General features: G+C 58.4%; 14 protein-coding genes. 9 read left to right on the top strand and 5 right to left on the bottom strand.

Features of this window, described 5'->3' with window-relative positions:
• Positions 1-468 (top strand): calcium-binding protein (locus RYB09_RS18725; RefSeq protein ID WP_316889711.1); only part of this gene is annotated, 468 nt, incomplete at its 5' end.
• A 220-nt stretch (positions 469-688) separates the two neighbouring features.
• Here the strand turns inward: RYB09_RS18725 and RYB09_RS18720 are convergent.
• Positions 689-2857 (bottom strand): TonB-dependent siderophore receptor, encoded by a 2169-nt coding sequence (locus RYB09_RS18720; RefSeq protein ID WP_219171167.1) that lies wholly within the window; start codon positions 2855-2857, stop codon positions 689-691.
• Positions 2858-3043: 186 nt separating this feature from the next.
• Positions 3044-3952 carry a LysR family transcriptional regulator gene (locus RYB09_RS18715; protein WP_058408464.1) on the bottom strand — a complete coding sequence of 303 codons (909 nt, stop codon included), beginning with the start codon at positions 3950-3952 and terminating at the stop codon, positions 3044-3046.
• A gap of 115 nt (positions 3953-4067) precedes the next feature.
• On the opposite strand from RYB09_RS18715, the gene RYB09_RS18710 reads away from it, so the two are divergent.
• The 7 genes from RYB09_RS18710 to RYB09_RS18680 all read left to right on the top strand — a co-directional run bounded on the left by RYB09_RS18710 (position 4068) and on the right by RYB09_RS18680 (position 10444).
• Entirely contained in the window at positions 4068-4496 is a 429-nt protein-coding gene (locus tag RYB09_RS18710) for a VOC family protein (RefSeq protein ID WP_005731427.1), read from the top strand.
• Positions 4493-5077, top strand: coding sequence for a glutathione S-transferase family protein (locus RYB09_RS18705; RefSeq protein WP_219171169.1), 585 nt, complete (start codon positions 4493-4495; stop codon positions 5075-5077). Before RYB09_RS18710 ends, RYB09_RS18705 begins: the two co-directional genes overlap by 4 nt.
• A gap of 255 nt (positions 5078-5332) precedes the next feature.
• Positions 5333-6871, top strand: coding sequence for a cryptochrome/photolyase family protein (locus RYB09_RS18700; protein WP_410478319.1), 1539 nt, complete (start codon positions 5333-5335; stop codon positions 6869-6871).
• The gene (locus RYB09_RS18695; RefSeq protein WP_080394996.1) at positions 6868-7011 is read left to right on the top strand and encodes a DUF2256 domain-containing protein; all 144 of its coding nucleotides are present in this window, start codon (positions 6868-6870) and stop codon (positions 7009-7011) included. The genes RYB09_RS18700 and RYB09_RS18695 overlap by 4 nt, the downstream gene beginning before the upstream one ends.
• A 146-nt stretch (positions 7012-7157) precedes the next feature.
• Entirely contained in the window at positions 7158-7586 is a 429-nt protein-coding gene (locus tag RYB09_RS18690; RefSeq protein ID WP_058401950.1) for a DUF2231 domain-containing protein, read from the top strand.
• Complete coding sequence (locus RYB09_RS18685; RefSeq protein ID WP_003368608.1) at positions 7583-8875, top strand: PQQ-dependent sugar dehydrogenase; 1293 nt, start codon at positions 7583-7585, stop codon at positions 8873-8875. The genes RYB09_RS18690 and RYB09_RS18685 overlap by 4 nt, the downstream gene beginning before the upstream one ends.
• A 369-nt stretch (positions 8876-9244) precedes the next feature.
• Complete coding sequence (locus RYB09_RS18680) at positions 9245-10444, top strand: MFS transporter (RefSeq protein ID WP_316889707.1); 1200 nt, start codon at positions 9245-9247, stop codon at positions 10442-10444.
• A 60-nt stretch (positions 10445-10504) separates the two neighbouring features.
• Here RYB09_RS18680 and RYB09_RS18675 read toward each other — a convergent pair whose 3' ends face one another.
• Positions 10505-12145, bottom strand: coding sequence for a methyl-accepting chemotaxis protein (locus tag RYB09_RS18675; RefSeq protein ID WP_002552778.1), 1641 nt, complete (start codon positions 12143-12145; stop codon positions 10505-10507).
• A 288-nt stretch (positions 12146-12433) separates the two neighbouring features.
• Positions 12434-13429, bottom strand: a complete 996-nt coding sequence (locus tag RYB09_RS18670) for an aldo/keto reductase (protein WP_044320592.1) — start codon at positions 13427-13429, stop codon at positions 12434-12436.
• A gap of 157 nt (positions 13430-13586) precedes the next feature.
• On the opposite strand from RYB09_RS18670, the gene RYB09_RS18665 reads away from it, so the two are divergent.
• Positions 13587-14309 (top strand): haloacid dehalogenase type II, encoded by a 723-nt coding sequence (locus tag RYB09_RS18665; protein WP_058409230.1) that lies wholly within the window; start codon positions 13587-13589, stop codon positions 14307-14309.
• A 25-nt stretch (positions 14310-14334) separates the two neighbouring features.
• On the opposite strand, the gene RYB09_RS18660 is transcribed toward RYB09_RS18665, so the two are convergent.
• The gene (locus RYB09_RS18660) at positions 14335-14853 is read right to left on the bottom strand and encodes a GNAT family N-acetyltransferase (protein ID WP_316889704.1); all 519 of its coding nucleotides are present in this window, start codon (positions 14851-14853) and stop codon (positions 14335-14337) included.
• Positions 14854-15345 lie beyond the last annotated feature (492 nt).

Raw genomic sequence — 15345 nt, 5'->3', positions numbered from 1 at the left:
GCTTCGAAGCAGATTATTGCCGGCGGAGCGGGCAACGATACACTTACCGGTGGGACAAATAACGATCAGATCACCGGTGGAACCGGTAATGATCTTTTGACCGGCGGAGAGGGCTCGGACCTGTACCTTTTTAACCTGGGTGACGGGCAAGACACGATCACCGAGAACAGCAACTATTCGATTGGCAATATCGACACCTTACGGTTCGGTGCCGGTATCCAAGCGACGGATATCGCTGTAAATGCTTCTGGCTCCGACATGGTGTTCAGTCATGTAAACGGTAGTGACAAGATCACTATCAAAGGCTGGTTTGCCCAAGACAGTGGTCGTTACCAGCTAGAGCGTGTGGAGTTTTTAGAGGGTGGTTTGTGGAGCAGCCAAGACATGAAAGTAATGACGGCGAAATATACTCAGCTAGATCAGGTTAATATACTACTTCTAGGTCAAGGAGATTTTTCTCTTGAGTAAATAACAAAAAAATTGGAGTGGTGGAGTCAAAATGATATTTCCCCAACCTGCCCGGTCTTGCGCTGCTCACAGCGGCGTAAGACGTCGGCGCCTATATGAGGGAGTTCGCAAGCTTCGGCGAAATCCCTCGAGGCTCTTAAGTTAGCAGTTTCTGATCATATTTAATGATCGGCCGTTAATTGCTTTGAGCAGGCTGCAAAAACATAGCAAACTTGCTTGCTCAAAAGCTGTACTTGGCCGTCAACGCATAGCTGCGCGGGTTGCCGTAGACGTCGGTGGAGCCCCATACCGAGCTTGCGCCAATCGCCGTGTAGTAGGAGCGGTCAAAGATGTTGTTGGCGTTAAGTTGCAAGTCGAGGTTCTTGCTCACCTGATACCCCGCCATCAAGTCTGCGACGGCGTAGCTGCCTTGTTCCAGACGGTAGATGCCGTCTGTGAGCGCGATGTCGTTGTACATGCGACTCTGCCAGTAGACGTTGCCGCCGACGCGCATTTTTTCCAGTGCGCCTTGCAGGCGGTAGACGGTCGATACCTTGAACAGGTGCTCGGGTGTGTCGGTGTTGAATTGCTGGTTCTTGTTCGCCGGATCGGTGTCCTTGAGATAGTGGGTGCGGGCATAGGTGTAGCCTGCGCCGACTTGCCAGTTCTCGGTCAATGCGCCTTGCAGCTCCATCTCGATACCCTGACTGCGTACCAGACCGGCTGCGTCGTAACAGGTCAGGACCGCGCAGCCCGCCTGGGTCGGTGACTCGGTCTTGAGATTTTTCTGATCGATCCGGAACACTGCCAGGCTGGCATTGAGGGCACCGTTGAAATATTCGCCCTTGATGCCGACTTCATAGTTTTCGCCCACGACGGGGTCGAGTACCTTGCCGGACAGGCTTTGCGCGCTCTGTGGCTGGAAGACATCGGTGTAGCTGGTGTACAGGGAATGGTGTTCATCGAGCTTGTAGATCAGCCCCGCGTAGCGCGTCAGGTTGCGGGTGACCTTGTAGTCTTCATCACCAGAGCGATCATCGTAGTCGTACCAGTCCAGACGGCCGCCGAGGATCAGGGTCAGCGGGTCGGCCAGGCTCAGACGTGTAGTGAGGTAAACCGCATCCTGGGTGGCGATGCTATGCGTCTTGCCATCGCGGACGAAGTCCGGCTTCGGCGCGCCAATCGGCAGTCCTGTGTCATAGGGGCTGTACTCCTTGCTGGTCTTGTCGTACACGCGCCTGCTGGTGCCGACCACCACTTCATGGGTGCGCCCAAAGGCTTCGACCGGCCCGCTGGCGTAGACATCGAACGCAGTCTGCTGCTCCTCAGGCTTGGACTGATAGGCCGTCGTTTCCAGCGGGCCGTTGTAGCGCGACAGGTAAGTGCCTGAAAACAGACCGTCCAGCGACGAGCTCGAGCCTGCTACGCGCAGTTTCCAGTCGTTGTCGAAACGGTGCTCCAGCTCACCGAACACGGTGTCTATGCGGATTTTCTTGTTTTCCCAATCCGAGCCGGAATAGGTCGAACGCGGCAGGTTCAGGTGATGGCCGTCAGTGCCGAGTGGCAGGCCACCCCAGAAGTAATTGGTCTGATCTTCCTGACGAGACAAGCCCAGAGTGGCGGTCGTGGCATCGTTCAGATCTGCCTCGACCACCCCGTAGAACACGCTGTGATCACTTTTTTCCTTGTCGCGGAAACTGTTGGCATCCTGGTAGGAACCGACTATTCGGCCGCGTACCGTGCGGCTGTCATTCAGTGGTCCGGAGGCATCGAATACGCCGCGGTAGTCGTCCCAGCTTCCGACCGTGCCGGTGAGGGTGACCTGTGGAACGGCGGTAGGGCGTTTGCGCACCATATTGATCGCCGCTGAAGGGTTGCCAGACCCTGTCGCCAGGCCTGTAGCGCCTCTGATCACCTCGACATGATCGAACATGGCCAGGTTGGGTTGAACGCCTGCCGTGTAGCCCGAGTACGAGGCGGGCAGGCCGTCGTACATGATGTTGTCGATGTCGAAACCGCGAGAGGTGTAGGTTTGCCGGCCCGGTCCGCTGGATTGGTCCAAAAACAGACCTGGGGTGTATTTCACCACGTCGTTGATGCTGGTCATGGCCTGGTCGTCCATGCGCTGACGAGTGACGACGGTCACCGCCTGCGGGGTTTCACGAATGGTGAGCGGCAATTTGGTCGCCGTCTGCATCGGGCCCGTGGTGTAGGACTGACTGTCTTCGGTGGTAGAGCCAAGTTGATCGCTGCTGATTTGCGTCGCGCCCAGCTCCATTGTCGTCGTCGATGACGCTTCGGTGGCTTGCGTTTCAGCGCCGTAGGCAGCCTGAGAAGTTGCGATCCAGATGCCCATTGTCAGCAGGGCAGGGGTGAAAAGAAAACGGCTTTGCGATTGCTGGCCCGGCATGAACCCGACACTCCCTGAAGCCGTCCGTGGCTGGATGATAATAATGTTGATAACTGTTCGCATTATTGTGGCAGGTTGTTTCTGTCAGAAAAAGACACTGCGAACAAATAGTTAACAAAATTTTCACATTTCCACCGCGAGCACAGGTGCGCGTCTGCGCGCGCATCAGTTGAGTTTTCGGCAGCGCTATCGATCTTGAAGAGAGGGATCAGGCAGACATTTTTCCAGCTGTGGAATTGCCCATTCGACGAATGCCTTGACCCGGGGTGAGAGCTGCAAGGTGTGCGGATAAACCAGTTGAATCGGCAGATCTGCCGTTTCGAAGTCATTGAGTACCCTGATCAGGCGACCGTCAGCCAGTTCATCTGCAACCTGATAATGCATCAGCCGGGTCACGCCCAGACCCTGCACGCAGGCCAGGCTGGCAGCGCGGACCTGATTACAGACCAGCCTGGGGGTAATGTCCTGTATCAACTCTTTGCCCTGATGCCGGAAGTACCACTGCCGGCCGTGCGAAGCCAGCGTGATGCACGCGTGCTCAGGCAGTGATTTCGGGGTGTCCAGCAGCGCGGCGGTGCGCAGGTAGCCCGGGCTTGCACAGGTTACCAGCCGGGTCGCACCGATCCTGCGCGCGACCATCGCCGAGTCCGGGAGATGGCCGATGCGCAACGCCAGATCAAGGCGCTCGTCGAGCAAAGGCACGATCTGGTCATTGAGGTTCAGCTCGACGTTGATGTCCTGATGCTCGCTGAGAAAGGCGTTTACCAGCGGAGCGATATAACGCTGCCCGAACTCGACAGGTGCCGTCACCCGAAGCAGGCCCCGCACGATGCCGTCGCGGCCATCAAGGCGCTGTTCCATGTCATCGAAGTCCGCGAGCATGCGCCGGGTCCAGCGCAGATACTCCTCGCCCTCATCGGTCAGGGCCATGCGCCGCGTGCTGCGGTTCAACAAGCGTACGCCCAGATGACTTTCCAGAGCGGCCAGCGAGCGGACCAGCGACGCGACCGATTGCCCGGTGACATCCGCCGCCGAACTCAGACTGCCGCTGTCGACGATCCGCACGAAATTGGCCATTGCCTTGAGCCTGTCCATTGCCACCTTCTGATTTGTGCGATTAGTGCATAGGTCTTGTCAGGTCCGCAGCATAGGTGAAACCACTGCCGTGGCCGACACTGGCGAAACTGCTTCCAACCGGAGTTTCAACCTCATGAGTCTGCAACCCAACCCCGCCCGGATTCTCGCATACGACCACATCGGTATTCGCGTCAGCGACCAAAACCGCGCACTGGCTTTCTATCAGGCGCTTGGTTTTGTCGAGAGTGCGCGTTTTCCACGTTACGAAGCCAACGAGATGCTCAGCCCGGACGGCGTGCGCATCAACCTGATCTTCAATGGCGTTCGCGTGCCCCGAGCTCACAACGTGTTGCTGGATGCCCCGCTGAAACTGCCCGGCATGACGCACCCGGCGTTTATCGTTGATGACTTGCAGGCACTCGAGCGCTGGCTCGACGCGCAAGGAATTGTTGTCACTGAAGGGCCGCACCCCATCGGCCCGCGACGAATCGCACTGTTCATCCGCGACCCTGATGGCAACGTTCTGGAATTCAATCAACTCGTCGATGGAGACACACAATGAAACTGTACGATCTGCAAGCCTCCGGCAACTGCTACAAAGTCCGCCTGTTCGCTGCCTTGGCCCATATCGAGCTTGACGTGGTCGCCGTGGATTTTCTGAACGGCGAGCATAAAAAGCCACCACTGTCCGACCTGAATCCCTTGGGCGAATTGCCGGTTCTGCAGGATGGTCCCGTCGTCCTGCGCGACTCGCAGGCCATTCTGATTTACCTCGCTGGCGAATATGGCGGTCTGGCGTGGTGGCCCGCTCACCCTCAGGGACAGGCCGAAATCGCCCAATGGCTGTCGTTCGCTGGCAACGAAATCCAGCACAGCCTTTGCGCGGCGCGACTGGTGCAGAAATTCGGCGCTACGCTGAACAAGACCGAGGCCCTGCAGAAATCTTCTGTTGTGTTGGGGCTGCTCGACAAACACCTTGCACAGCATGACTGGCTGGCAATGGGGCGACCTACGATTGCCGAGTGTGCGGTTTATCCGTATGTGGTGCTGGCACCGGAAGGCGGTGTGGAGTTGGGGGCGTATCCGAGTGTTTTGCGGTGGGTTGAACGGGTGGAGGGGCTGGCGGGTTACCAGTCGGCTTGATCCGGGCCGCAGGCCTGGCACTGATCGTATAGGTGCCTGCCAGTTGGCAGGACACCACTCGGCCGCTGCTGCGGAGCCTGCGACAACCATGACAGGTAACCCATCGAAAAACGCTATGAAAATCTTGTACATGAAATTACATTGGTACAAGTTTTGTGGCTTCGAGGTATTGGATAGCTGGCTCTGAGGTACAAGCCAATCGTCTGTCGCCACAGCTTTTCAGATCCTTGCAGACGCCATGCGGAGCCTTTTCCATTGACCGAATCCCCCCATCTCCACCTCGTCCTCGGTGATCAACTGTCTTTCGACCTGGCGTCCCTGAAAGACCTGAACCCAGAGCGCGATACGGTCCTGTTGGTCGAGGTGATGGAGGAGGCAAGCCATGTGCCGCATCATCCGCAGAAAATCGTGCTGATCTTCAGCGCCATGCGTCATTTTGCCGAGGCGATGCGCGAGCGCGGCATTCGGGTGCAGTACGTCATGCTTGATGACCCGCAGAACACCGGGTCGGTGCCGGGTGAGTTGCGGCGCTGGCAGGCCCTGCTGCAAGCCAAAGAGCTGCACGTCACCGAGTGCGGTGACTGGCGGCTGGAGCAGTCGATCAAGGACAGCGGGTTGCCGATTCAATGGCATGCCGATACGCGCTTTCTCTGTTCCCGCGAAGAATTTTCGTCGTGGGCGCAGGGTAAAAAGCAGTTGCGCATGGAGTTCTTCTATCGGGAGATGCGGCGCAAGAGCAGGCTGCTGTTGAACGGCGATGGCACACCGGTGGGCGGTGCCTGGAATTTTGATGCGGAAAACCGCAAGGCGCTGCCCAAGGGCGTCGCTGCGCCTTACCCGATGCGCTTCTCGGCAGATGGGATCACTCGCGACGTGCTGGCACTGGTAGCTGAACGTTTTGCCAGTCACTACGGTTCGCTGGATGATTTCGATTACCCGGTGACGCATGTCGATGCACAGGCGCTGTGGGACTACTTCCTCGATTTCGGGCTGGCCGGTTTCGGCGATTATCAGGACGCAATGGCCACCGATGAGCCGTTTTTGTTTCACGCGCGGATCAGCGCTGCGCTGAACATCGGCCTGCTGGATCTGCGTCAGGTCTGCAGTGACGTGGAGTCCGCGTACTGGTCGGGCAGGGTGGCGCTGAATGCCGCCGAAGGTTTCATTCGCCAGTTGATCGGCTGGCGGGAATATGTGCGTGGCGTCTATTGGTTGAAAATGCCCGAGTATGCTGATGGCAACCTGTTCGGCAACAGCAGGCCGCTGCCGGAGTTTTACTGGACCGGCGAGACGAAGATGAACTGCATGAGTCAGGCGATCGGTCAGAGCCTCAAGCACGCCTATGCCCATCATATTCAGCGCCTGATGGTGACCGGCAACTTTGCGCTGCTTGCCGGTATCGTGCCGAACCAGATCTGCGAGTGGTATCTGGCGATTTACATGGACGCTTTCGACTGGGTCGAGCTGCCCAATACGCTGGGCATGGTCATGCACGCCGATGGCGGCTATCTGGGTTCCAAGCCCTATTGCGCAAGCGGCCAGTACATCAAGCGCATGTCTGACTATTGCTGTGGCTGCGCTTACAAGGTCACTGAAAGCACGACTGACGATGCCTGCCCGTTCAACGCGCTCTACTGGCACTTTCTGATGCGCCATGGCGATCTTTTGCGGCGCAATCAGCGTATGGGCATTATTTACAAGAACCTTGATCGCATGGCTGAACCCAAACAGCAGGCGTTGCGGGAGCGGGGCGAGGCGTTGCTGGCCAGGCTCGATGCTGGAGAGGCGCTTTGAAAAAGACTGAGCTGCCGGTCAAAACCTGTGTGGTCTGCGGGTTGCCGTTTACCTGGCGCAAGAAGTGGGCACGCTGCTGGGATGAGGTGCGCTACTGCTCTGAACGCTGTCGTCGAAACAAGCCATCGGCGAGCCAGTAACGCTTTCAAAATATTTCGAAATGAAAAGTGCTGAACTATCGCTTCGCCAGAATGATCCTTTTCTATGCGCATTCAGCGCGACCCCGACAGGCGAGTGCATTCGCACTGAGCATTGATCCAGGGTCGCCGAACGAAAAGGAGCCGTCATGACCGTAACCACCCATCCCGACTACCGATATACGCCGGGCCCGCTACACGCGACCCTGCTCGCCGGAACCGTGCCTCTGTTTCTTGGCGGATTGCTGAGCGACATCGCCTACTACCAGACCTTTCAGATTCAGTGGAGCAACTTTGCCGCCTGGTTGATTGCCGGAGGCTTGCTGTTCTGCGGGCTGGCGTTGCTGTTCGCACTGGTCAATCTAGTGCGTGCGGATCACAAGGCCGGTCGTCCCGTGGTGTACTTCCTGTTGTTGCTGGTTACCTGGGTGCTGGGTCTGGTCAATGCCTTCGAGCATGCGAAAGACGCCTGGGCGGTCATGCCGTCTGGCTTGATCCTGTCGGTCATTGTTACTGTTCTGGCCTGCGTTGCGACGTGGACCGGGCTCACCAGCCTGCGTTCCGGAGGTGCAGAATGAGAAATATCCACGCATTGACTGCATTGAGCATGGCGCTGCTGCTGAGCGCCTGCGGTGGTGAAGCCGACAGCACTCAGGCGCGCGGACCGGATCCGAAGTTGCCGGACCCGCAACGCGGCCTGTTGCCGAGCATGAAGATTGCCGAACCGACGGCTTGGGGCGATCAGAAGCCTGCCGTGCCTGAAGGTTTCAGTATCACGGCGATTGCCAGTGATCTGAATATTCCACGTCAGTCCATCGTTTTGCCCAATGGCGACATCATCGTTGCCGAAGGGCGCGGCGGCAGCGCTGCCAAGCTCAAACCCAAAGACGTGATTGCCAGCGTCATCAAGGCCCAGGGCAACACCAAGGTCAAGAGCGGTAATCGTCTGACACTGTTGCGGGACGCGGACGGCGACGGCAAGTATGAGCTGAAAACGGTCTTTGCCGAGAACCTGAATGCGCCCTATGGCCTGGCCTTCGCGAACGGCAAGCTGTACGTGGCCAACCAGGATGCGCTGGTCAGCTTCGATTATCAGGAAGGTCAGACCAAGGCCAGCGGTGAGCCGACCAAGGTCACCGATTTGCCTGCGGCGATCAACCACCACTGGACCAAGTCGCTGACGGCAAGCCCTGATGGCCGCTACCTGTATGTCGGTATCGGCTCGAACAGCAACGTGACCGAGCGCGGCATGGAGGTCGAGATCGATCGGGCGATGGTCTGGCAGATCGACGCCGCCACTGGTGCGCACAAGCCTTATGCGACCGGTCTGCGCAACCCGACGGCATTGGCGATTCAACCGGGCACCGGGCAGTTGTGGACGGTGGTCAACGAGCGTGACGAGCTGGGCCCTGATCTGGTTCCGGATTACCTGACCTCGGTGAAGGAGGGCGCGTTCTATGGCTGGCCGTATAGCTATTGGGGCCAGAACGTAGACACGCGGGCCCAGCCACAGAACCCGGCCAAGGTCGCTGCGGCGATCAAGCCGGATTACAGCCTGGGTTCGCACGTCGCCGCACTGGGCGTGTCGTTCTCGATTCCGGCCATGGGCGACAAGTTCGCTGACGGCGTCTTCGTTGGCGAGCATGGCAGCTGGAACCGCGATAACCCGGTGGGTTACAAGGTGATCTTCGTGCCGTTCAGCAATGGACGTCCTGCCGGCGAGCCTGTGGATTTCGCAACCGGTTTCCGTGGTGCTGACGGCAAGACTCGCGGTCGGCCAGTGGGCGTGACGGTTGATCCGAAAGGCGCACTCATCATCGCCGACGACCTGGCCAACACCGTCTGGAGAGTGACCCGCAACAAATAGGTCACGACTGCCTGTGTGATCACTCCCATGCATCGCATGGGAATGCCTTTGACACTCCGCGCCAGGCAAGAAGCCTCGACGCGGAGCGTCAAGAACTGCGTGCCGACGCAGAGCGTCGGCACGATATTCAGTCAGTGATCGTTCCCATGCTCCGCGTGGGAATGCCGTTCGTGACGCTCTGCGTCACCCATGCAACCTCGACGCAGAGCATCGGCCTGACAGCCAGTCTTCGCAGAAATTATCGCGTGTCGTTGATACGGAATTTCGCTCGCAAGGTGGCTTCGTCAAGGCTTTACCCGTTAGGGTTACCCGCATCCATGCGCTGGCCCGACGGGTCAGTTGCTGACATTCTCGAATTCTGGAACCGCTGTGAGTCGTTTTGAAACCGCTGGACACGTAGAAACAAAACCCGCTTCATGGTGGGCCGTTGGTAGCGTATCGCTTGGGTCATTCGCTACCGTCACCACTGAATTTCTCCCTGTCGGGCTGTTGCCCGATATTGCTCGTGACCTGGGAACCAGCATCAGCCAAGCGGGCTTGATGATGGCTGTGCCCGGCATCCTCGCGGCCATTTCAGCACCTTCCTGTATTGCCCTGTTCAGTCATGTAGATCGCAAGCGCCTGTTGCTGGGGCTGCTTTCGATATTGCTGGCGTCCAACCTGATCGTGGCGCTGTCGACGCACTTCTGGCTGACCCTGGCCGGCAGGGTCCTGCTTGGCTTCGCACTGGGAGGTTTCTGGACGATTGCCGGTTCGCTCGGGCCTCGCTTGAGGCCCGGCAAGGAGGGCGTAAAGGCCACCGCGTATGTGCTGGCGGGCGTCTCGATCGGCACTGTTGCCGGGATTCCGGCTGGCACGTTGATCGGTGAAGCGTTCGGCTGGCGAGCCGCATTTGAAACGGCGGCAGTGGTCACGGTTGCGGTAGGGCTGTTGATTGCAATGTTTTTACCGGCGCTGCCGGGCGAGCGCTCTGCCGGCATCAGTCAGATGCTGTCGCTGGCTGGCGAGCAACGCATTCGCCGCATGTTTGCCGCTGCACTGTTGATCTATGTCGGGCACTTCGCGGCTTACACCTACCTCGCGCCCTTCGTGCAGGAGTTCGCGCATATCCAGGGGCAGGCCCTGGGAGCATTGCTCTTCGCCTTCGGTCTGGCGGCGGTGGCAGGCAATCTGGCCGGTGGAGCCCTGGCAGCCAGAAGCGCACCGTCCTCGGTGCTGATCATGACCCTGCTGATGCTGGGGTCGCTGACTGCGCTGCTGATGTTTGTCGGCAACCCGTGGCTGCTCTGGCCGGTGATTCTGGTTTGGGGATTCGCTTTCGGGATGATCCCCATCACCACGCAGATCTGGTGTTTCGAGGCCTCCAATGATCGCGTGGAAGGTGTTCAGGCGCTGCTGGTCTGTGTGGTGAATCTGTCGATTGGCGGCGGGGCGTTCATCGGCGGCGTGGTGTCCGGTCGGGCCGGCTTCACCGCCGCCATCGTCATCGGGGCGGTATGTGCCGCGCTGTCCATGATCACCGTTGTGCTGGCGCTGCGCCGCTCCAGGCCGGTCATTTGCACAGACTGATTTGCCGCTAATGAGGTATTCGGCTATCCAGCATCCATCGCCGAATACCTGCTCACACCGTCAGCCTGCTTTGAAAAACGCGACCTTACGGGTAAGGCGATCTGCAAGCTGTGCCAGCTCCTCGCTGGCACTTGCCACCTGCTGCGATCCATTGGCGGACTTGAGTGTCGAGTCGTGAATGCTGTTGATGTTCATGGCAACATCTTCTGCCACCGAGCTTTGCTGAACCGCAGCGCTGGCGATTTGCGCATTCATGTGATTGATCGCGCCCACTTCCTGATTGATTCTGGACAGAGCACTTTGTGCGTTGCGTGTCTGGTCAACGGCGCGATTGACCAGTTCGCAGCTGTCGCGCATGTTCTGCGCCGCAGTTTCAGTACCGCCTTGCAGCGTGCTGATCATGTTTTGAATTTCCTGGGTCGACTGCTGGGTACGATTCGCCAGGGAGCGAACTTCATCGGCGACGACCGCAAAGCCTCTGCCGTGCTCACCCGCACGGGCTGCTTCAATGGCCGCATTGAGCGCCAGCAGATTGGTTTGCGAGGCAATCGAGTTGATCACCTCGATCACCGTTTCGATCTGCTCGCTGTGCCTGGACACCTGCTCCACAGTATTTGTTGTTTCAGTCAGCGTGGCCGCCAGTTGCTCGATGGCAGTGGTAGTGCCTTCGACAAGGCGGTTACCGGTCGCCACTTCGCTGTCTGCCAAACGTGCAGCGTCCGCTGCCTGTGCTGCATAGCCCGAGACTTCATTGACCGTGGCGGCCATCTGGCTGATGGCGGTCGCCACCTGTTCGGCTTCACGGGTCTGCACCATGATCTGGGTATTGTTGGCAGATGAAGCCGCCGACAGCACGGTGGATGATTGGCTGACCTCTTGGGCAGCCGTCCTCACCTCTGTGATGGTTTCCGAGAGACGAGTCAACGCGGTTTTCAGTACGCCCATGACGCTGTCGGGATGCGCGGTGGTGATGGTTTGCTGCAGATCGCCGGCCGCCAATCGTCGAATGGCCTGCGCAACCTCTACAGGCTCCGCGCCAAGCGTCTTTTTCACAAAGCGAATGATGAAAACCGACAGCACGATGCTCAGCAGCACGGCGAAAGCCGTTGCCAGCAGCATCAGGCCACGGAACTGGCTGGCGGTCGCCTGCACATTATCCAGCTGAACCCTGATCGAGGCTTCCTCATGGTCGATGAGCGCGTTGATGCGCTTCAGCCATTCGCTGTAGTCCCCCGATGTCTGGCTCAGCAAAAGGGCCTGGGCACCGGCGATGTCACCGGTACGGCGCAAGGCAATGACGCTTTTGGTAGAGCCCAGCGTCTGCTGTTCGATTTCCTTGATGCCACGCAGCAGTTGCCGCTCTTCGGCACTTACGGTCGGCCTGGAGAACAGTTGATCCATCGGTGCAGCCGAATCGATGTAGTCCTTTTCCAGCCGGGTCATCTCTGCCAGATGGAGCGCGAGGTCCTGATCATTGTTGACCAGCACCGCATCGCGCAGGGCGATCGCCCGGTTATGCACGCTGCCACGAAAGTTGATCGCATAGCGTTGCACCTTTGCGGCATTGTCTCCAACGTCTTCCAGGGTGCTGTCGATGAAGCCAACCCGCTGAATGCCGACAGCGGTGATCAATATGAGCAGTGAAACGACCGCGGCAAACCCCAAGCCGATGCGGGTAGCCAGAGAAACCGGATTTTTCATGGAAGGAACTCGAACGGGGGAAGTGGATAAAGTCGAATCAAGCGCTGGCAAACGGCCATTCATTGCGAATAGTCAGACAATACCGTGCAGCCGGTCGGTCGCCCAATAGATATTTGCGTGCGGCGAGATAGAAAGGTGTTATTTCAGAAGTGTGTGACAGTTACGAGGGTTGTGATGATGTGTTCATAAGATAAGCGTTGCTGGCCACCGTTCTATCGGGCAACGGCGGTCCATCAGGTTACCGGCGACGCTGTAACGTTCGCCGGCGTTGGGTTTCTGCTGCGCCGGTCAGACGAAGCCGGTCACCAGATGCGGTACATACGGTGCCTCAAGGCGCTGGATCTCTTCGTCGCTGAGCACCAGCTCCAGTGCGGCGATGGCATCGTCCAGTTGGGACGCTTTGGACGCGCCGACAATCGGCGCTGAAACCCCTCGTTTGGCCAATACCCAAGCGAGTGCGACCTGCGCCATCGGCACACCCCGTTCTGCTGCGACCTGTTCCACAACGTCGATCACCCGGCCGTCTTCTTTTTCCGTCGCCTGGTAAAACGACTGACCGGAAATGTCGGTCCTGGTCCGCTCGGTCTGCTGCCCATGGGGCCGGGTCAGCCTGCCACGCGCCATCGGGCTCCAGGGCATCAGGCCGACACCCTGATCGATACACAGCGGGATCATCTCGCGTTCTTCTTCGCGATACACCAGATTCAGATAATTCTGCATGGACACAAACTTGCTCCACCCGTGCGCGACCGCGACCTGCTGGGCCTTGGCGAACTGCCACGCATACATGGACGAGGCGCCGATGTATCGGGCTTTGCCTGCCTTGACCACATCGTGCAGGGCTTCCATGGTTTCCTCGATGGGCGTGTCATAGTCCCAGCGGTGAATCTGGTACAGGTCGACATAATCAGTGCCGAGCCGCGTCAGGCTCGCATCGATACTGGACATGATGGCTTTGCGCGAGAGCCCTTTCTCGTTGGGCCTTGTCGAGCCTTCCCACATGTTTGCCGGGAAGAACACCTTGGTGGCGATCACGGTTTCGTCGCGGCGCGTGAACTCTTTCAGCAACTTTCCGACGATGGTTTCCGAGGTGCCTGCCGAGTAGCTGTTGGCGGTGTCAAAAAAGTTGATGCCTTGCTCGACGGCGTGCTTGATGATCGGTCTGCTTGCTTCTTCGCCCAGTGTCCAGGGATGCGTTCCGGCATCAGGTTCGCCGAAGGTCATGCACCCAAGGCACAGTCTGGAAATATCCAGCCCTGTGTTTCCAAGCTTCACGTAGTTCATGAATTCTCCATCCATCGTTGATTGGCCAGTCGCCGACCGGTTTCGATATCACTCATTACCTCTTCAACGAGGGCAATGTCTGCCCGGAAACGACTGTCCTCCGAGCGACTGCTTGTGTAGAACTATAAGCGACGATACACATTACCGGAGCGATAATATGGCCAGATTTGCACAGGTGGGTTTTCTCGGGTTCGACGTATTCGGCACTGTTGTGGATTGGCGAGGTGGTGTGGCACGCGCCGCGGCGCCCTTTCTGCTGCGTCATGGCGTGAACGTCGACCCCCTCGATTTTGCCGATCAATGGCGCGGGCTCTACCAGCCTTCCATGCAGCGCGTTCGCTCGGGTGAGCGTCCTTTCGTGACACTCGACGTACTCAATCGCGAGAGCCTCGAAACCGTGCTGGCGCGGCACGAGGTGGATTTCGGCAGCATTCCGGATACCGAACTCACGGAGCTTAACAAGGCCTGGGAACGGCTGGACCCATGGCCCGATTCCGTCGCCGGCCTCACGCGGCTCAAACGCAGGTTCTCGATTGGCACGCTTTCCAACGGGCATATTGCCGGCATGCTCAACCTGGCAAAGTTCGCTGGCTTGCCGTGGGACGTGATTGTCGGCGCGCAAATCGCGGGCTCTTACAAACCAACGCCGCAGACCTACCTGAAATCGGCAGACGCCGTGGGTCTGGCCCCGCAAGCAGTCGCGATGGTGGCTGCGCATAATTCCGACCTCGCGGCAGCCCGTGCGAATGGCTTCAAGACCGTGTTCGTCCGACGCCCGTCCGAGCACGGGCCAGGCCAGACGTCTGACCTTACTGCCGAACAGGACTGGGACATTATTGTCGATTCCCTTACCGACGCAGCCGAGGCGCTCGGATGCTGAGCGCAGATAATGGCTAGGGGATAACTCACTCCCGTAAATCCTTCCACATATGCACCTTGGAGACGAACCCGCTGCCTACGGCAACTGCAAGTGGTTCAACGCCAAAGGTCACAAAGCCCATGCGCTCATAAAGCCCCTGTGCTGCGGCATTACCCTGCGTGACGGTGAGCTGTACGACCAGAAGCTCAGGACGGGATCTGGCATGCTCGAGCACGCTGCACATCAACTGGTAGCCAATGCCTCTTTTTCTGTGAGCCTGAGGCACGTACATCCCGAACAGGGTTGACTTGTGCCGGGCCTTATTTCGGGTTTCAACTGACAGTCCGGCTACGCCCAGCAGTTGACTGTCTTCAACGGCGGCAAACACCGCTTCGGTCGAAGCATTGCTGTCATCCAGTCTGTTTTCCCACCATTCGCCAGGCAGCGTTTCACGTTCTTTTACATCAGAGGTAAAGGCGTCCGGGTGGCGATCATATGCCTCAAGCATCAAGGCGCGATAAGCCACTGCATCGGTCGGTGTCAGTCGTCGGTAAGTAATGGTCATGAAAGCAGGATTCGTCTGATTCAGGCGTCGAGTATTGCACCCGGAGGCGGGAAAAGTCTTAACCGCACGCTGGGTTTTAAACAGATGTCGGATTCGCGCAGCAGTGCCGTTTGACGGACACTTTGGGGGTTTGTAACTTTTTGTTTGCCTCGCTGCCAAAAATCATGGTTATTATCCGGGGCGCTCAGGGCCAAAAACCCAGCGTCAATGATTGCCATGGGTCTACAACCCCGCAGTCGCAGCCGATCGGGTCCACCCTGGCGCTGACACCCGGCGCAGGCCGTTCCCCGTCGTTGACCCTCAAACGGAAGATGAGGTTTCAATTGGTCACGCGGTATGCAAACGTCAGTTTCAAGGGCAGAGCGATCAGTCTCGTCAACGAGCCAGCCACCCCCCTTTCTGTATGCGAGTCGCGCCTTGCCGCGTTCGCCCGTCATTTCTCTGCAATCCCCGCAAGCGCTTCCATGTCTGGTCATGACGTGAGCGCAAGAG

It is taken from the genome of Pseudomonas syringae group sp. J254-4 (genome assembly GCF_032586855.1).
GTDB lineage: Bacteria > Pseudomonadota > Gammaproteobacteria > Pseudomonadales > Pseudomonadaceae > Aquipseudomonas > Aquipseudomonas amygdali.
This window is presented reverse-complemented; position numbering and strand designations above follow the sequence as displayed.